The sequence below is a fragment of the Planktothrix agardhii genome (assembly GCF_904830935.1).
GTDB classification, from domain to species: domain Bacteria; phylum Cyanobacteriota; class Cyanobacteriia; order Cyanobacteriales; family Microcoleaceae; genus Planktothrix; species Planktothrix agardhii.
This window is the reverse complement of record NZ_LR882952.1, coordinates 2,038,799-2,056,201: the sequence shown is the minus strand read 5'-3', so window position 1 is coordinate 2,056,201 and position 17,403 is coordinate 2,038,799. Positions and strand designations below refer to the sequence as shown.

General features: G+C 40.2%; 16 protein-coding genes. 6 read left to right on the top strand and 10 right to left on the bottom strand.

Annotated features, from left to right (window positions below; genetic code table 11):
* Positions 1-173: 173 nt before the first annotated feature.
* Complete coding sequence (malQ, locus tag NMG88_RS09520; protein ID WP_227366458.1) at positions 174-1,682, bottom strand: 4-alpha-glucanotransferase; 1,509 nt, start codon at positions 1,680-1,682, stop codon at positions 174-176.
* Between the two features lie 361 nt (positions 1,683-2,043).
* Here malQ and NMG88_RS09515 point away from each other — a divergent pair, with 361 nt between their 5' ends.
* Complete coding sequence (locus NMG88_RS09515) at positions 2,044-3,786, top strand: SdrD B-like domain-containing protein (protein ID WP_235751848.1); 1,743 nt, start codon at positions 2,044-2,046, stop codon at positions 3,784-3,786.
* A 47-nt stretch (positions 3,787-3,833) separates the two neighbouring features.
* Here the strand turns inward: NMG88_RS09515 and NMG88_RS09510 are convergent, their stop codons facing one another.
* Positions 3,834-4,928, bottom strand: a complete 1,095-nt coding sequence (locus NMG88_RS09510) for a phosphotransacetylase family protein (RefSeq protein ID WP_026786069.1) — start codon at positions 4,926-4,928, stop codon at positions 3,834-3,836.
* A 155-nt stretch (positions 4,929-5,083) separates the two neighbouring features.
* Positions 5,084-5,473 (bottom strand): type IV pilus biogenesis protein EbsA, encoded by a 390-nt coding sequence (ebsA, locus tag NMG88_RS09505; protein WP_173401007.1) that lies wholly within the window; start codon positions 5,471-5,473, stop codon positions 5,084-5,086.
* Positions 5,474-5,814: 341 nt separating this feature from the next.
* On the opposite strand from ebsA, the gene NMG88_RS09500 reads away from it, so the two are divergent.
* The 4 genes from NMG88_RS09500 (at position 5,815) to NMG88_RS09485 (ending at position 11,138) form a co-directional block, all read left to right on the top strand.
* Complete coding sequence (locus tag NMG88_RS09500) at positions 5,815-7,392, top strand: glycosyltransferase family 2 protein (protein ID WP_042155654.1); 1,578 nt, start codon at positions 5,815-5,817, stop codon at positions 7,390-7,392.
* 50 nt (positions 7,393-7,442) lie between these two features.
* Positions 7,443-8,597 (top strand): ATP-grasp domain-containing protein, encoded by a 1,155-nt coding sequence (locus tag NMG88_RS09495; RefSeq protein WP_227351052.1) that lies wholly within the window; start codon positions 7,443-7,445, stop codon positions 8,595-8,597.
* A 35-nt stretch (positions 8,598-8,632) separates the two neighbouring features.
* On the top strand, positions 8,633-9,535 hold the full coding sequence (locus NMG88_RS09490; RefSeq protein WP_042155658.1) for a succinate--CoA ligase subunit alpha: 903 nt from the start codon (positions 8,633-8,635) through the stop codon (positions 9,533-9,535).
* Positions 9,536-9,827: 292 nt separating this feature from the next.
* On the top strand, positions 9,828-11,138 hold the full coding sequence (locus NMG88_RS09485) for a serine hydrolase (protein WP_042155661.1): 1,311 nt from the start codon (positions 9,828-9,830) through the stop codon (positions 11,136-11,138).
* A 144-nt stretch (positions 11,139-11,282) separates the two neighbouring features.
* Here NMG88_RS09485 and NMG88_RS09480 read toward each other — a convergent pair whose 3' ends face one another.
* Positions 11,283-11,642 (bottom strand): type II toxin-antitoxin system PemK/MazF family toxin, encoded by a 360-nt coding sequence (locus NMG88_RS09480; protein WP_026786077.1) that lies wholly within the window; start codon positions 11,640-11,642, stop codon positions 11,283-11,285.
* Positions 11,636-11,866 carry a hypothetical protein gene (locus tag NMG88_RS09475; RefSeq protein WP_026786078.1) on the bottom strand — a complete coding sequence of 77 codons (231 nt, stop codon included), beginning with the start codon at positions 11,864-11,866 and terminating at the stop codon, positions 11,636-11,638. The genes NMG88_RS09480 and NMG88_RS09475 overlap by 7 nt, the downstream gene beginning before the upstream one ends.
* Before the next feature lie 115 nt (positions 11,867-11,981).
* Between NMG88_RS09475 and NMG88_RS09470 the strand changes: the two genes are divergently transcribed.
* Entirely contained in the window at positions 11,982-12,812 is an 831-nt protein-coding gene (locus tag NMG88_RS09470; RefSeq protein WP_254035364.1) for an alpha/beta fold hydrolase, read from the top strand.
* A gap of 60 nt (positions 12,813-12,872) precedes the next feature.
* Here NMG88_RS09470 and NMG88_RS09465 read toward each other — a convergent pair whose 3' ends face one another.
* The 5 genes from NMG88_RS09465 to carA form a co-directional block, all read right to left on the bottom strand.
* On the bottom strand, positions 12,873-13,097 hold the full coding sequence (locus tag NMG88_RS09465; RefSeq protein WP_042155668.1) for a DUF1816 domain-containing protein: 225 nt from the start codon (positions 13,095-13,097) through the stop codon (positions 12,873-12,875).
* Between the two features lie 261 nt (positions 13,098-13,358).
* Positions 13,359-14,804: a 23S rRNA (guanosine(2251)-2'-O)-methyltransferase RlmB gene (rlmB, locus tag NMG88_RS22675; RefSeq protein ID WP_430203042.1), complete on the bottom strand. Its 1,446-nt coding sequence runs from the start codon at positions 14,802-14,804 to the stop codon at positions 13,359-13,361.
* A gap of 292 nt (positions 14,805-15,096) precedes the next feature.
* Positions 15,097-15,492: a Mini-ribonuclease 3 gene (locus NMG88_RS09455; RefSeq protein ID WP_042155670.1), complete on the bottom strand. Its 396-nt coding sequence runs from the start codon at positions 15,490-15,492 to the stop codon at positions 15,097-15,099.
* Between the two features lie 139 nt (positions 15,493-15,631).
* The gene (locus tag NMG88_RS09450) at positions 15,632-15,988 is read right to left on the bottom strand and encodes an STAS domain-containing protein (protein WP_071783092.1); all 357 of its coding nucleotides are present in this window, start codon (positions 15,986-15,988) and stop codon (positions 15,632-15,634) included.
* Between the two features lie 165 nt (positions 15,989-16,153).
* Positions 16,154-17,305 (bottom strand): glutamine-hydrolyzing carbamoyl-phosphate synthase small subunit, encoded by a 1,152-nt coding sequence (gene carA, locus NMG88_RS09445; RefSeq protein ID WP_026786082.1) that lies wholly within the window; start codon positions 17,303-17,305, stop codon positions 16,154-16,156.
* Between the last annotated feature and the right edge of the window lie 98 nt (positions 17,306-17,403).

The following is a 17,403-nucleotide window of genomic DNA, read 5'->3' as shown; positions in this document are numbered from 1 at the left end:
TTTAAAATTGCAGGAGCGACTAAATTAGTTAACAAATTCTCTTAGTGAAGATTCCCAGCCAGAGCGTCGATCTGATGAAGCTATTGCTATCTTTATTCCTAAGCGCAATATTGAGACTTGGATACATTTCTTGCAAGGAGAAGTTGTTAATGATTGAAATTTTATCGCTATTTTTATCGGCTATAAAGTTGATTTAACTTGAATAAGCGATCGCTTAATTCCTGAGTTAATAATTCTGAACTTTGATAACGCCAGCGCCAATTTCCATGATTATGACTCGGATCATTCATTCTGGCATCATGCCCTAAATTAAGAATATCTTGGAGAGGAATAATCGCTAAACTGGCAAGGGAACTTAAGGCTAAACGAATTAACACCCAGTTAATATTAGTGATTTCATCGGGAGAAGCATAACCCAAATATTCAGCAAAATGTTGTTTTTCTGCGGTACTGGCAGTTTCCCACCAACCGATAGCCGTATCATTATCATGGGTTCCTGTATAAACCAAACAATTTTGAATATAATGATGGGGAAGATAAACATTATTGGCATCCCCACCAAAAGCAAATTGTAAAATTTTCATTCCTGGGAAATTATAATGATCTCGCAATTGTTCCACTTCTGGGGTAATAATTCCCAAATCTTCTGCTAAAACTGGTAAATCTCCTAACTGTTGTTTGAGGGTATCAAAAAATTCATAACCTGGTGCTTTAATCCATTCACCCTTAATCGCATTTTTTTCGTAACCAGGAACCCGCCAATAGGCTTCAAAGGCTCGAAAATGGTCAATCCGAACATAATCTGCATATTCCAAGGTAGCTTTAAATCGTTCAATCCACCAAGCAAATTTTGTGTTTTTTAGTTCCTCCCAATTATAAATTGGATTCCCCCATAATTGTCCGGTTTCACTAAAGAAATCCGGGGGAACTCCGGCAATATAAATGGGTTCTAAAGTTTCAGAATCTAGTTGAAATAAATTAGGATTTGACCAAACTTCGACACTATTATAACATACATAAATAGAAATATCTCCAATAATTTTTATTCCTTTTTTATTGGAATATTGACGCAATTTTTCCCATTGTTTGAAAAAGATAAATTGCAGAAATTTTTGATAAGCTATGGCTTCTTTTAATTCTTCGGTTTTGACTTTTAACGCATCGGGATCTCGATGGGCTAAAGCGGGTTCCCAATTATTCCAGCTTTGACCCCCATGGGCTTCTAATAAAGCCATAAATAGGGCATAATCATTTAACCAAGAAGCGTGTTTTTGACAAAATTTTTCAAAGCCAGGAGAAGGGTGTTGGTCTAATTGTTCTTGAAAGCGAGTGTAGGCTTTTTTGAGATATAAGGTTTTGTGGGGAATAACCGCTTCAAAATTAACCTGGTTAGGGTCTCTCCCCTCTAAGGGAATAATTTCTTCAGTTTCTAATAATCTTTCCTGGGCTAATTCTTCTAAACTAATCATTAACGGATTACCCGCAAAGGTACTATAATTCATAATATAAGGAGAATGTTCTTCTCCTGTTGGCCCCAGGGGTAATATCTGCCACAATTTATAACCACTTTGTTGTAAAAAATCAATAAATTCATAAGCGGATTTTCCTAGGTCTCCAATTCCATGTTGACTGGGAAAAGAAGTAGGATGAAGTAAAATCCCACTAGAACGTTGAAATAACATGGTCATATTAGGCTAATTTTTTATTTTTACGAAATTACCATAAATTAAAACCCATTGCATCTTTCTAAAGATAGGGAACTGCTGAAAAATGTTAGGCTTTGACAAAAATAGTTCTAAAAAATAGATGTCAATAGACAACCCAATATAAAGCCGTCCTAGAAGGACGGGGTTTTAAACCCATTTTTTCGATAACTGTAGCAATATTCCCCATGCCCTATTCCCTCTCCCGAAATTAAATTCTCTAACTTCTAAACTAGATGAAAATGAAAATATAGGGTAGCATGATAGCCAGATTCCTAGTTTTTATCCGAAAAATCATAAAGAGTCGTCAATTACTTGTCATAAAAGGACAATTTATTTTATGGACGCTGTATTTTCACTTGATTCACCATCCGCTACCGCGATTCCTCTTTTTAGTGGAGAGCAACCATTAGAACTGCCCCCTTCCTTGGGTTTGAGTGCTGGTGGCCTAGTTCCTGCGATCCCGGTTACCATATTAGAAACCCAGGATCTCACAGTACCTGTAGACCCTAATATTGACACGATTACTAGGGAAGGTCGCCAAAACCCGGCTCCTGTTTCATTAGCTTCAGGACAAAACCTCAACGGTATTAACTTCGGGAATACTCAATTAGGCTCCATCAGTGGAATTAAATTTAACGATCTCAATCGTGATAGCCTGCTAACAACGGGGGAACCCGCTTTAGCCGGATGGAATATCTTTATTGATGCCAACAATAATGGAACCCTCGAAGCAACAGAACCCAGCACGGTAACGAATGCCACGGGTGCTTATGCTTTCGGTAACTTAACTCCAGGCAACTATACCATCCGAGAAGTACAGCAGCCTGGATGGGTACAAACTACAGTTAACCCCGCCCCAGTGGGTGTGACTGGAGGAGCCAATATTACTGGAATTAACTTTGGTAACAACCAATCTGGGACGATTACAGGGATTAAATTCAACGATAATAACGGTAACGCTTTATTTGATGCCGGGGAAACCCCATTACAGGGCTGGACAATTTTTGCCGATGGTAATGCTAATGGCATTCTTGATGCCGGAGAAGGAACAGCCGTGACAGGCGCTGATGGTCGTTATACCTTCGGTAATCTTCCACCAGCTAGTTATACCATTCGAGAAGTACAGCAAGCCGGATGGACACAAACCACACCCAACCCCGGTGCTGTTGGAGTCACGGGTGGAACTAATGCCATTATTAACTTTGGTAACCGTCAGTTTGGTTCGATTAGTGGGATCAAATTTGATGATCTCAATAGCAATGCCACCTTCGATACAGGGGAAGTAGGCTTGGCAGGATGGACGATTTTTATTGATGCCAATGGCAATGGCACCCTGGAAGCCACAGAACCAACTGCGGTAACGAATGCCACGGGTGCTTATGCTTTCGCGAATATTCCCCCGGGTAACTATAGTCTTCGAGAAGTCCAGCAACCTGGATGGACACAAACCACCCCGAACCCTGGCCCGGTGAACCTAACTGGGGGAGCTAATATCACTGGAATTAACTTTGGTAACAACCAATTAGGAAACATCACCGGTTTAAAGTTTAGTGATAACAACGGTAATGCCCTACTGGATGCCGGTGAAGCCCCCCTACCCGGGTGGACGATTTTTATTGATGCCAACGGCAATGGCAGGCTTGAAGCCACAGAAGCAGCTGCCGTTACAGGTGCGGATGGTCGCTACTCCTTTGCGAATGTTCCCGTAGGAAATTACACCCTGCGGGAAGTACAGCAACCTGGATGGACACAAACGACTCCTAACCCTGGCCCCGTTGGCATCACTGGTGGCACGAATGCTATTGTTAACTTTGGCAACCGTCAATTCGGTTCTATCAGCGGCATAAAGTTCAATGATGCGAATGCCAATAGTTTGTTTGATGCAGGTGAAACCCCTTTGCAGGGTTGGACAATTTATATTGATGGCAATGGTAACGGCGTTATTGACCCCACTGAACCCACAACCGTAACGGGAGCAAATGGTAGTTATACCTTTACTAACGTTCCTCCTGGTAATTATGTGTTGCGGGAAGTTCAACAACCCGGATGGGTTCAAACCGTTCCCCCATTACCTGCTTAGTTAGAGTGGGTAGAATTAAGAATTAGGAGAACTTCTTTTCTTAATTCTTAATTCGGGCTTGCTGACACAGGTAGGGAAATTCCTAACCATTGAATAAAACGATCCAGTTCAAAATGTTTGTCCATGAGTTGATTCACAGCAGCAACTTTGATTGGCTCATGGAGACGAACTTGACCAAAAGTTCGATCAATAATTTCTACCGTTGATAAGGTGTCTAAATCAACAGAAAGGACGGGTACTTCTAAATCTTCAGCCCGACTTAATACCATTGGCGCGGGGGGAAGTTGACCAGTTAGAATTAAACAGTTAGTAGATTTTTCTAAAGCAGCAAGTTGAATATCCGTGCGATCACCTCCGGTAACCACAGCCATATTCACGGATTTATCAAAATACTTCATCGCGGAACTCACATTCATCGCCCCAACACTTAGACTTTCCACCATCAAATCTAAGCGTTCCCGACCACAAAGAACCTGGGCCTTCAACTGTTTAACTAACTCTTTGACCGTGACACTTCGTAAAATAGGATTTCTGGGTAAAACTCCAAATACTGGAATCCCTTGTGCTTCCAAAAATGGTTGGATACAAGTGGTTGTAACTTCTAGTTCTTCGGGGGGAACATCATTAATAATAATACCTAATAAGCGATCGCCTAAACGTTGTTGAGCGTACAGTAAATCATCTAATGCCAAATGGGAATGCAAACGGGTCACTAACAAAACTGACGCGTCTAGTTGATCCGCAATTTGAGGAACAGATAAACCAAATAACAGCCCCTCTTGTAAGGTTCTTGGCCCTTCGAGTAAAATCAAATCAGCAGAGGATGTTTGTTGATAGGAAGTCAGGGATTCAATATATTTGACTGAATCTTCCCCCTGTAAACGCCGATAAATTGTGGTTTCATCCAAGGTCAAAATCGGAAATCGCAATTGCTCTTGAGATAATTTTAAGGTTTGAGCCACAAACTGAAGATCAGTATCAAAGGATTCATCGTCGTCACTGATATCGGTAGCTAAAGGCTTACCATAAACTATCTTTAACCCTTTATCCTGAAACAGATGACCCAGACCCAAGGCGATTGCTGATTTACCGGTGTAAGGCTCTGTTGACCCGATTAATATAGACTTTCCAAACTCAGTCACGAAATTTACTCCTCAATTTGTTATCGATTAATTCAAAAAATTATGATATTTTCCCCCGTTAGACTGAATCCTTAAAATACTTTTAGTTATCAGTCTTTTCAGAAGAAATTCTCAGGGTTTGACCCTAGCCTTTCTATTGTAGAGTGAATCCTTATTTAATGATCCAAATGCAAAAGTTTCTTGTAGAAATCTTGAGAAAAATCAACGGTACGAGTCCGGCTAAAATTTTGCAGAACTTCAATTAAATACTTAATAAACTCGTGGTTGGACAGGATGACTTCATAACTGAGATCGGCATTGCCATCAAACTGTACTCGACAACGGGTTAAATCGGCGGGTAAAGAAGAAACATTCCAAGTTGCCACAAAAGGAATTCCATCCCCACCATCAATATTGCGAGCGCCTTCCAAACTTTTCTCTTTATATAGGCTAATCGAATAGGCTAAGTATTTGCGCTTCTTCTCATCATAGTAGGGCAGGTAGACCCCAATTTCCCGTTTCTCAGCCGCTTTTAGTTGGGTCAGAGCCACTGTGGTGTCAGTCATAGATTTGTTACTCCCGCGATCGGATTACTACTCTCAATTTAGCCCAGTTGTCATCCAATCCTCAAAAAGAATTCTAATATTTTGGCTTTGTTTATTGACACTCCTCGCGCTAAAGCGACGAGGATTCTTCGTTCAATGACTCGGCTTGCTGCAATAGGTTTACACCTAAAACAGTAGAGGTTAACTGCTTCCTACTTATATTAAGGTGTGTCCTGCCTAATTTATTAATGGCTTTTTAAAGTCGCCCTAGAAGGGCGAAGCTTGTATCCCATTTTTTGGTCACAATATTAGATACACTGGTAGCAGATTGGACGAATATTGAGGGGTAAATCAGATTATCTATGCCAAAACAGTCTTGGCCAGAACAGGATGCTGACAACAGTAATATCAAGAAGCTCACCCGTGATCAAGAGTCCCCTGGTGAATCTCCGGCTCCCACATCTCAACCAAATCAGGAGGAAAGTCAATACCGTGAGACTGGATCATCTAGGCTTTATCCTTCGGTTATAAATGACCCATTGCACCCTATCCGCGAGAATCAAAACCACTCAAATTTGCAGGTTTGCCCTAATTGGTATCAAGGCCGCAGATGGAAAGCTGCCCTTGCCTTAACTTTAATTTGGGGCGGGATCACTGCCCTGCATTTTGTTTCCTGGGGGATGGGGTTGATCCTGGGTTTGACGGGTCTATTGTCGATTCACGCTATCAGAATTTTCTCAGCTAAAATACCTTCCCTACAGTTAACCAAACCAGTACAACCCCAACATAATTGGCCCTATATTTCCCTATTAGTAGCAGCTAAAAACGAAGAAGCCGTTATTAGTCAATTAGTTAAAAATTTATGTAACTTAGATTATCCCAGTGATTGTTATGAATTGTGGATAGTTGACGATAATAGTAGTGATAAAACCCCGATAGTTTTGGAAAAACTCAGCCAAGACTATCCACAACTCAAAGTATTACGGCGGTCAGCTAATGCCAGTGGGGGAAAATCAGGCGCCTTAAATCAAGTTTTAGCCTTAACTCAAGGAGAAATTATCGGGGTCTTTGATGCCGATGCTCAAATTGCACCGGATATGTTACGCCATATTGTTCCCATATTCTATCCAGAATCAGTCGGCGCTGTGCAAGTGCGAAAAGCGATTAATAATGCTTCCGAAAATTTTTGGACTCGCTCCCAAGCCGCAGAAATGGCTTTAGATGCCTATTTCCAAGAAAAACGGATTAGTATGGGCGGAATTGGAGAACTGCGGGGAAATGGCCAGTTTGTCCGACGGGAAGCCCTGTTAAGCTGTGGCGGTTGGAATGAAGAAACCATTACCGATGATTTAGATCTAACCATTCGGTTGCATTTGGATCAATGGGATATTGAATGTTTATCCTTTCCCCCGATTTATGAGGAAGGAGTCACCAATTTTAAAGCCCTTTGGCATCAACGCAACCGTTGGGCAGAAGGCGGCTATCAACGCTATTTAGACTATTGGCAGTTGATTCTGAGCAACCGGATGGGAACTCAAAAAACCCTAGATTTGTTTTGCTTTTGGATCACCCAATATATTTTACCAACGGCGGTAGTTCCCGATTTGGTGCTATCGCTGATTCAAGGCAGTTTACCCTTAACCACACCCTTAACCTGTTTTACCCTAACTCTATCCCTATTGGGAATGTTCTTAGGATTACGAAGGATTCGTCAAACACAAGGGACAATGGTTAATGTTAGTCCTGAATTGGGTTCAACCCATAGCAGCAAGACATCGCCTCCCCTCTGGGAAAAATTGACCATTGGGATTGATACCCTGCGGGGTACGGTATATATGCTCCATTGGTTGTTAGTGGTGGGGAGTACAACGATTCGGATGGGAATTCGTCCCAAACAACTCAAGTGGGTCAAGACCGTTCATCAAGGCAATAATCAGTAATCGGTCAACTGATAACTGATAAATGATACCTCTTACACTGATAACTGATTATGGATTTGCTAGAGTATCAAGCTAAAACCTTATTTCGTGAGATGGGGATTCCGGTTTTACCCTCACAAAGCATTAACAATGCTCAAGATTTAAAGGGTTTAAAAATTCCCTATCCGGTGGTGTTGAAATCCCAAGTCCGGGCTGGAGGTAGGGGAAAAGCCGGAGGAATTCGCTTTGCGGAAAATACCATTGATGCGGTTGCTGCGGCTCAAATGATTTTTAATTTACCGATTCGGGGTGAATGTCCCCAAGTCCTGTTAGCAGAAGCCAAATATGATGCGGATCGGGAATTATACTTAGCTGTCACCTTGGATTCCGGGTCACGACGTCCGGTATTATTGGGATCGCAACAGGGCGGGGTGAATGTGGAAGCAACCCTTTCCAAAATTCAGCAAGTCATTGTTGACCAAGATTTTTCTCCTTTTTATGCTAGAAGATTAATTCTAAAAATGGGATTAAAGGGAGATTTAATTCTCTTGGTCAGTGCCATTGTGGAAAAAATGTATCGTCTATTTGTCCAGAAAGATTTGGATCTCGTAGAAATTAATCCCTTGGGGATTAGTCCCACGGGAGAAGTGATGGCATTGGATGGGAAAGTAATTGCGAATGATGGAGCATTAGGACGCCATGAAGACTTAATTACTTTACTTAAAGCTCAACAAAAATGTAGTTCTCTCTCCCTACCGATAATTTCCGATCAATTGTTTCACCCTGAACTGAATTTAGTCGAATTACAAGGTAATATTGGGATTTTATGCAATGGTGCAGGTTTAACGATGGCAACTTTAGATTTAGTCATGCAATCATCGGGAAAACCTGCTAATTTCTTAAATCTAGGTGGGGCAGATCACTATGAAATTACAGACAATTTTCGCCAACGTTTATATCAAGGAATTGATCGAATTACCCAATCTAAACAAGTTAAGGTTGTGATTATTAATCTTTGGGTTCAACCGATTATTCGTTCTTCTTTATTAGTGGAAATTGCCGGATATTTGAAACGAAAAGCTAGAACCAGTAATTTACCTAAATTTGTTCTGATGTTGGCTGGAATTAAACCCGAATCAGATATAGAACAGTTTACTGATTTACCTGTAAATTTATTTGATCGGTTGGATTTAGCTGTGACTGCGGCTATTAATTTAGCCAAATAGTTTTTTTGATTAACTGTGTAAAATTTTCTCGAATTATGAATTTAACTCCTGATAGTAAAGTCATTATACAGGGTACTACAATATCACCCTCCTTAACTCATGCAGCGGTGCAAATGAAAACATACAAAACTCGTGTTGTCGCCTGTGTCTGTCCGGGTCAGGGAGGACGGGAATTAAGTGAAATTCCGATCTTTGATTTGGTAGAACAAGTAATTACAAATGTGGGTGAAATTGATATTAGTGTAATTTTTGTTCACCCCTATCAAGTTTTAGATGCGGCATTAGAAGCAATGGCGGCAGGAATTCGTCAATTAATTATTGTGACAGAGGGAATGCCCCCTTTGGATATGGTGCATTTAGTTCGGAAGGCGGAAATTACAGAAACTTTAGTGGTGGGCCCCAATTGTTCGGGAATTATTATTCCTGATAAATTGTTATTAGGAACCCATCCGGTTGAATTTTATCGACCCGGAAATGTGGGATTATTAAGTCGCAGTAGTACCCTAACCTATGAAGTGGCGGCGGAGTTAACTCAAGGAGGATTAGGTCAATCAGTTGCTGTTAGTATTGGCAGTGATTTTATTGTGGGATCTTCGTTTCTGCAATGGTTAGAAATTTTGGATGAGGATGAAAATACAGATGTTATTGTTTTAGTGGGAGAAATGGGGGGAACTAGCGAAGAAGAAGCGGCTTCTTATATTGCGGAATCTATTGATACACCCGTTATTGCTTATGTTGCTGGGTTACACGCTCCGACTACTAAACTTTTGGGTCATGCTAGTCTATTAATGACTTCAAAAGTGGTTAAGAATATGGTCGATCCTGGAACGGTTGAAAGTAAAGTTTCTGCTTTTAAAAATGCTGAAGTTCTTGTTGCTAAACAACCCTCAGAAATTCCAATATTAGTTAAAAAAGTGATAAAAAAAACCAAGAAATAACCGATTTTATATTTCACCCTGTTTCTGGTAATTATTAATTGGTTGGGGCGGGTTTATTTAGATTTATGCTAATTAATAAATATTGTCTCGAACCCGCCCCAATCACTATTTATGATCTAGTTGCCAATTTTTCGTCCCAATATAAAATTTATCTGACGATTGATAATCATGGTAATCTAATTAGGTATCTTATCCATTTCAGACCTTGGGCAAAAATGTTTTTTTGCTGACAAACAGACGTTTGATATAACGTCTATAAACCGATAAAGCGTGTGTTTGAGGAGTTTTAAAGATGCGTCAAGTCTGGCGTTGGGCTACAACAGTAACAGGTACTATGGCAATGATCTTGGGTCTGGGACTGACCCAGACACTTCCTTCCCTGGGGACGGCTTCGGAATTGTATGGGGCTGGTTCTTTAAAAGAGTTAATCAACCTGCGCGATCGCTTAATTCAAGAGTTAGAAACACCTCCGAAAAATAAACCCGAACCGAATTTTTTTAACTCTTTATTTACCGATCCCCTGAAATTTGAACCCAATGAAGTTTTACTTCAAAAATTAAAAACTGTTGAGATTCAAATGTTAGTTGAACAACGAGCCGAAGATAATTGGCAACAAGCCAGCCGTTTAGTAACCCAAGCACAAAAAATTGCTAATCCTAATAATCCTTCTCCCCAACAGCGAAAACAAGTTCAAGAACTTTGGGAAAAAGCAATTAATAATTTAGAGGAAATTTCCCCCCATTCTTTATTAGCTCGTAAAACTTCTAACAAAATTAAAGAATACAAATTCAGTCTGTCAGAAATTACCGATGAATTACTGGATGCTAGATCAAAAATATTAGAACAAATTCGTCAAGAAAGTGGCTTAACTCGTCAAGCCATGTTAACAGTTTGTACCTTAAAAAGAGACTGCGTTAATTTACGAGGAAATGAACCTCCGGCGAGTCCTGCGAGTCTAATTAAAGTTCCCGTAGCGATCGCACTTTTACATAAAACAGGCGAGGAAAAAATTAGTTTAGAGCAAAAAGTTCTGGTTGTGGGAGGCAATTTTACCGAAGATGCTTCATCTATTCAAGCTCGTCAATCCTACTCTTTAAAAGACTTAATGGGACAAATGATTGATCATAGTAGTAATATTGCTACGAATCAATTAATTGACTATTTAGGTTCCGATTATATTAATAAATATTTAGAATCCCAAGGCTATAAATTCACAAAAGTTAATTTTAAATTAATGGGAGATCGGATTATGCCTTGGCGACCGGGAACTGGAAGAAATAGATTAACCAGTAATGAACTCACGGAAATGATGGTACAGATTTATAATTATGAACAACCCTCATCCCAGGTATTAATTGATGCCTTAAATCGTCAATATGATCGAGTTATTGGTTATGCGGGTTTACAAGGATTACCTAAAACCCAATGGTTAGGAGAAAAAACCGGTCAAAATTCTAGGGTAATTGGAACAACAGTCGCGGCTCAAATTAATGGAGAAAAATATATTATTACCGCTATTGATAATAATACAGCTAATGTTCCCCAAATTAGCAAGAGCATTCATAAAATAGCTGAATATATTGTTGAGAATGGGCAACTTTAATCAGTTATTTTTTAACCTAATTAATTGAACTTAATACCACAGGTATAGTTCGTTTGTAGGGTGTGTAAGTGCCAATACACGCACCTCAAAACCCAAAAATGTTAATCAATTTTATGGTAGAATGCAAATATCAGTGAAGCATTGTTAAAAGCGATCTATAGTTAAACCTAAAATTGTAGACAAAGCTCTTAATATTTCTGGCAAATTTTCTGGATTTAATTTTCCCAGCACTTTAATAATTCTCGATTTATCAATAACTCTAATTTGTTCACAGAGAAGCACCGAATCTTGATTTAATCCTCCTGTACCTGCTGGAACGAAGACATGAGAAGGTAAGATTACACTCCTAATTTTTGTTGTAAATGGAGCAATAATTGTATGAGGACTAACAGCATTAGCCCGATCAATTTGTAGAATTACACTAGGTCTTATTCCTGCTTGTTCTGTACCCATGACTGGATTGAGATCGCACAAAACAACATCTCCGCGATAAATCTCTACCATTTAATTTCGCCCTGTGCTAAACGTTCTTCATAGTCTTCTAAATTTTTGAGATAGTCAGAAAAATCTGACTCTGAAATCTCTAAATCCTCATTTAAAATCGGGTCAAAATCAGAAGAATTTTTGTTAAAATTAATTAATAAAAAGTCTATAAAGTTATTAACTTTTTTAACAAGCTCATCAGGAAGGTGTTTGATTTTAGTGATGGTTTCATCTTGTATACTCATAGCCAATTCTTAAATTTATTTTTTGCTCAATATTAATATTTTATCACTTCTAGCCGTCGATCTAATGGGTGAACTTAATGCTAATCTATAAAAAACAAATTTAGGAGGTTAGCAATTGCGGTTAAATACCCAAATTCAAGGTCAAGGATTTCCGATTATTTGTTTACATGGACATCCGGGTTCGGGTCAATGTATGTCTGTTTTTACTAACCATCTTTCCCGACGGTATTTTACCCTCGCACCGGATTTAAGAGGGTATGGAAACAGTCGCACCCGTCAAGGGTTTGAAATGGGGGATCATTTGCAGGATTTAGAAACACTTTTTCAAGAATTTAATATTGATCAATGTTTGGTTTTGGGATGGTCATTAGGGGGAATTTTAGCATTAGAATTAGCCCTAAAATTTCCCGAAAAAGTTAAGGGTTTAATCTTAATTGCTTCGGCGGCAAAACCCAGGGGAAATCATCCTCCAATTTCTAATTTAGATTATGTTTATACGGGTTTAGCTGGAATTATTAATTGGGTATTTCCCTGTTGGGGATGGAATATTGAAACCTTGGGAAAGCGATCGCTATTTCGCTATTTAATTCAACAACATAATTCTAGTGCTTACCACTATTTAGCAAAAGCAGCAATTCCAGCTTTTATACAAACTTCTGGGTTTGCAACTCAAGCCCTAAATCAAGCCTTGATATCGGGCTATAATCGCTTAGAATACTTACAACAAATTCACTGTCCGGCTTTAGTTTTAGCGGGAGAATGCGATCGCCATATTACCGCCGTATCCAGTCAAGAAACAGCGCAATTATTACCCAATTCTCAATTTTATTGTTATCCAAATACCGCCCATTTATTCCCTTGGGAAATTCCTCAACTTATACTTACAGATATTGATGATTGGATCGCTGAATTATCATTAGGCGATCGCCCATACCTGGAGCGCTAAAGCGCAACAACAAACTGTTAGGCGATCGCCCATACCTGGAGCGCTAAAGCGCAACAACTTCTATGCAATGGTTAGGGTATCGGGTTTACAGCGTTTAATCTTAACTTTAATTCCTTGTGCGTGTTCTGCTTCTAGGTCTTCGAGATAACCAAATTGAGAAGTTCGAGCCTCTTGTTGGCTGATAAATGGCCCGAAATAGTAGGTACAGTTTGGAGTTTCTGTCAGAATTTCTACCCAGAAAGCACATCCAAAAACGTTGAGTAGGCTAATCAGAAGTTCTTTCATATTCACTATCAATGATCTTGATTTTTTCAATAAACTGAGCAAAGTCTTTATCTGTAAAAATCAACCCCGATCAAATGAATTTTAGATTAAACAAATACTTTAATTGCTCAGAATAGGCGAGAGAGTTTTCAGGGAAAAGTTAAATTTTTTAGATGTAAATTATCTGAAAACTCTGTAGTTATGCAGTCCAAATTCAATAAGGTTGTTATTGAATATTTTATTTAAACAATTCCAACCCTAAAGCATCCGTTTATACTTTTTTTAACTCAAATTGGGTGCGGGAAATTGTCTTTGACGATAAATTTCATACAGCGCCATTCCCGTTGCTACGGAAACATTTAAACTAGCGGTTTCTCCTGATAGGGGAATTGAAACTAAAACATCACAGTTTTGTTCAATTAAATGACTTAAACCTTCGCCTTCATTCCCAACAACTAGGGCGATCGCACCATTAAAAGCCACAGTAGGTAAGGATTGTTGGGCGGTGGCTAAAGTACCATAAATCCAAAATCCAGCGGCTTTGAGGTCTTCTAAAGCCCGACTCAGATTAACCACTCTGGCGACGGGGAAAGTTTCTAATGCACCTGCGGCAACTTTCATCACCGTTGAGGTAATACCCACAGCCCGACGTTGGGGTATGATTAAACCCTGTGCTCCAATGGCTTCTGCTGTCCGAATGATAGCACCTAAATTATGGGGATCATGAATCCCATCGGCAACAAGAATCACGGGTTGAGCACTAGCAGCTTGAGCACTTTCAATTAAATCACTCAGGTCTTTATAAGTGTATGGAGAAATCTGAGCCGCCACACCTTGATGATTAGCGCCTTGGGTGAGTTGATCTAAGCGTTGATAAGTGACTTCATCAAGAATCGCACCGTTGGCTTTTGCTTCTTGCAATAACTTGTAAAATCGGGGATCGGATTTGACTTGGGAAACCACCCAAATTCGACTTAGCGATCGCTCATTTTCTAAAGCGGCTTGAACGGTACGTCGTCCATAAATTAATTCATTTTCAACATCTAAGGATTCGATATATTCATCGGCAAATTCTGGTTTGGTTTCTTCGATAAATCGCTGACTTCTTTGAGGATAGGGTAAATAATTTTGGTCTTCTTTTGGTTGGCGTTTATCTAAGAATTTGCTCGGTTTTTCTCTTGTTATTTGTTCAGGTTTGGAAGTAGAAAAAGATTCTTTTCTTTCTTTAGAAAATTCCCGATATTTGTCGGATTGCTCATCAGAAAATCGGTAGGATTTTCTGTCATCTGAAAATCGAGAAGGTTTTCTATCATCTGAAAATCGAGAAGGTTTTCTATCATCTGAAAATCGAGAAGGTTTTCTATCATCTGAAAATCGAGAAGGTTTTCTGTCATCTGAAAATCGAGAAGGTTTTCTATCATCTGAGAATCGAGAAGGTTTTCTGTCATCTGAAAATCGAGAAGGTTTTCTGTCATCTGAGAATCGAGAAGGTTTTCTATCATCTGAGAATCGAGAAGGTTTTCTATCATCTGAGAATCGAGAAGGTTTTCTGTCATCTGAAAATCGAGAAGGTTTTCTATCATCTGAGAATCGAGAAGGTTTTCTGTCATCTGAGAATCGAGAAGGTTTGCTGTTATCTCGTTCTCCAGATTTAGAATTAAACTTAGAGCGAATCGATGGTTTTTTAGAAGATCTCGATGGAGAATTGGAACGACTAAACTTTGGCATAATAATTAGCGAGATAGGAAATAGATGGGTGTAGAGATGGGAGTTTCATTAATTAACGTCAACGACAGCCTAAAATCCCTGTTCTTCTTTTATATCTGATCCCCTTAAATCCTCCCTTCGGCAAGCTCAGGGCATCGCATTAAAAAGGGTGACTTTGAAATCGGTTTCCTCCATTGTTAAGGGGAGTTAGGGGGGATCGTTTTCGAGTTTTAGGGGCGATCTGATCTAGGCTGTAATTAGGAATTTTTGACTTAAGTTGATAGGCATTCACGTATCATTGAGCAATCAACAATCAACAATCTTTAGAATCAAGCTCAAGATAATTAAACAATTCATCTAAACGTTGCGGATTCGTTAAATACAAATACCCGAATAATGCTTCTAAACTGGTGGCTTGCTGGTAAGTTTTGGGATCGAGTCTTTTGGGATAACCAAAAGCGGCATTTCGACCCCGCTTTAAAACTTCTAATTCAGTTTCGGTAAGGTGAGGTTCTAGCGATCGCAAGTGACGAGCTTGACTTTCGGCGCGAACTTGAGACACGACTAACTGATGATACAAATGCGATCGCTTTGGGGGCATCAGATAAAAACTACGAATGTAGAGTTCATAAACGGCATCTCCTAAATAGGCCCAAGACGCAGGAGAAATCCGTTGAACTTGTTCTGGTGATAGGCTTTGATCGAGCATTTGATCCAAAGGTAGAGACTAGGCAACAGATTAACTCGCTAGTCGTTAAAAGGTCGTCGTAAAGATTGTTCCACCATGATCCCATTGACTCAGTATCCTCACCTTATCGGGGGTGGCACTACCCAATTGACGTTCACACCTAGGGGTTTTTGATGTTTTCTATCGCATCTTCTACAGATGGCCGTAAAGAGAGAAACTTTTCCAAGCGAACCAATTTAACAGTTTGAGTTACACGAGGATTGGAAACAATCTGTAAAGTTCCGTCGCTCTGTTCAGCTTTTTTTACAAGCTGAACTAGCGCCCCTAATCCAGAACTGTCTACAAAATCTATCTGAGAGAGATCCAATATAATGTGCTTGGGGCCTTGTTCTATATAAATACTGACCAGCTTCCTAAAAGTGCCTTCTGAGAAAGCATCCATCAATCCAGTTAGCCGAAAGATCTGATAGTTGTCTTTGACATCCCGTGTACCCCGCAGGCTAACGGTTAAATTCAGTGGCTCAGAAATGATACCCTCCTAACTACATAAAGCTTGACATCGCCGATCTAGTATAAGGGCTTTTCAAGAAATTGTCTAGTCACTATCTCAACACTGACCTGAGTAAAGGTACAGTGTGAGCCTTCTTGCTGTTTAAGGTAAGTTAGGAGGGACAAAAGGATATTAGTTCTGTTCTTGCTGTTGCTGCATCGCTTGAACAAAGCGCTCAAACAGATAATCAGCATCATGTGGGCCAGGACTGGCTTCGGGGTGATATTGAACCGAAAATAGAGGTAAAGTTTTGTGTTTCAAGCCCGCCACGGTGCGATCATTCAGATTCAGGTGAGTAATTTGGACATCTGAAGCCAACGTATCTGGATCAATCGCAAACCCATGATTTTGACTGGTAATTTCCACTTGCTGCTGTGCCAGACCTGCGGGTTGATTTAAGCCGCGATGACCAAATTTGAGCTTAAAGGTTTCAGCCCCTAGGGATAAGCCTAAAATTTGATGGCCCATACAAATCCCAAATACGGGTTTTTCCGCCTTAACTAATTCTTTTGTGATGGCAATGCCTTCGGTAACGGCCGAGGGATCACCAGGGCCATTAGAGAGGAAAATTCCATCGGGATTATATTTAAGAATCTCCTCTGGGGAGGTATTAGCTGGAACCACAATCACCCGACAGCCATAACTAGCTAACCGTCGCAAAATATTGCGTTTCACCCCAAAGTCTAAGGCGACAACGGTATAGCGGGGTTCTTGATCTCCGGTGGCAGAATTACTAAACTCCCAAGCGGTTTCTGTGGGTTCCAACCATTCATAGGGTTGCTTGGTGGTGACTTCTTTAACTAGGTTCAACCCAGCCATACTAGGGGCTTGTTCAACTAAAGTTCTTAGTTCACCCGGATCTAAAATTTCCGTGGAAATTGCCCCATTCATCGCCCCAACGGTACGAATTTTGCGAGTTAGGGCGCGGGTATCAATGCCATAAATACCGGGGATATGGTGCTGTTTTAAATAGTCGGGTAGGGACTGAGTGGAACGCCAATTACTGGGACGGCTAGAAATATTACGGGCGATCGCCCCCCGAACATGGGGATGGGTTGATTCTTCATCTTCGGGGTTAACGCCAGTATTGCCTAACTCTGGATAGGTAAAGGTAACAATTTGTCCGCAATAGCTAGGGTCGGTCAATACTTCTTGATATCCGGTCATACCCGTATTAAAGACAACTTCTCCAATCACGGTTCCTGGAGCGCCGAATGACCAGCCAGTGTAGGCGGTTCCATCAGCAAGGACAAGTAAAGCTGGTTGTGCAGAGGTCAGGGACATTTTATTTAATCTACCTTGAATCTGGAATCACCTCAATATTATTCCAGACTAAGGCATGGATCTTGTCCCGTGTTGTCATTACATGACTTTAAGTAATG

What these genes read in the sequence shown, in the direction of transcription:
- NMG88_RS09500 (WP_042155654.1), top strand. Translation starts at nt 5,815, where the DNA reads ATGCCAAAACAGTCTTGGCCAGAACAGGATGCTGACAACAGTAATATC.
- NMG88_RS09515 (WP_235751848.1), top strand. Translation starts at nt 2,044, where the DNA reads ATGGACGCTGTATTTTCACTTGATTCACCATCCGCTACCGCGATTCCT.
- NMG88_RS09465 (WP_042155668.1), bottom strand. Translation starts at nt 13,097, where the DNA reads ATGAAAGAACTTCTGATTAGCCTACTCAACGTTTTTGGATGTGCTTTC.
- NMG88_RS09475 (WP_026786078.1), bottom strand. Translation starts at nt 11,866, where the DNA reads ATGAGTATACAAGATGAAACCATCACTAAAATCAAACACCTTCCTGAT.
- NMG88_RS09495 (WP_227351052.1), top strand. Translation starts at nt 7,443, where the DNA reads ATGGATTTGCTAGAGTATCAAGCTAAAACCTTATTTCGTGAGATGGGG.
- NMG88_RS09485 (WP_042155661.1), top strand. Translation starts at nt 9,828, where the DNA reads ATGCGTCAAGTCTGGCGTTGGGCTACAACAGTAACAGGTACTATGGCA.
- carA (WP_026786082.1), bottom strand. Translation starts at nt 17,305, where the DNA reads ATGTCCCTGACCTCTGCACAACCAGCTTTACTTGTCCTTGCTGATGGA.
- NMG88_RS09455 (WP_042155670.1), bottom strand. Translation starts at nt 15,492, where the DNA reads ATGCTCGATCAAAGCCTATCACCAGAACAAGTTCAACGGATTTCTCCT.
- malQ (WP_227366458.1), bottom strand. Translation starts at nt 1,682, where the DNA reads ATGTTATTTCAACGTTCTAGTGGGATTTTACTTCATCCTACTTCTTTT.
- NMG88_RS09490 (WP_042155658.1), top strand. Translation starts at nt 8,633, where the DNA reads ATGAATTTAACTCCTGATAGTAAAGTCATTATACAGGGTACTACAATA.
- ebsA (WP_173401007.1), bottom strand. Translation starts at nt 5,473, where the DNA reads ATGACTGACACCACAGTGGCTCTGACCCAACTAAAAGCGGCTGAGAAA.
- rlmB (WP_430203042.1), bottom strand. Translation starts at nt 14,804, where the DNA reads ATGCCAAAGTTTAGTCGTTCCAATTCTCCATCGAGATCTTCTAAAAAA.
- NMG88_RS09480 (WP_026786077.1), bottom strand. Translation starts at nt 11,642, where the DNA reads ATGGTAGAGATTTATCGCGGAGATGTTGTTTTGTGCGATCTCAATCCA.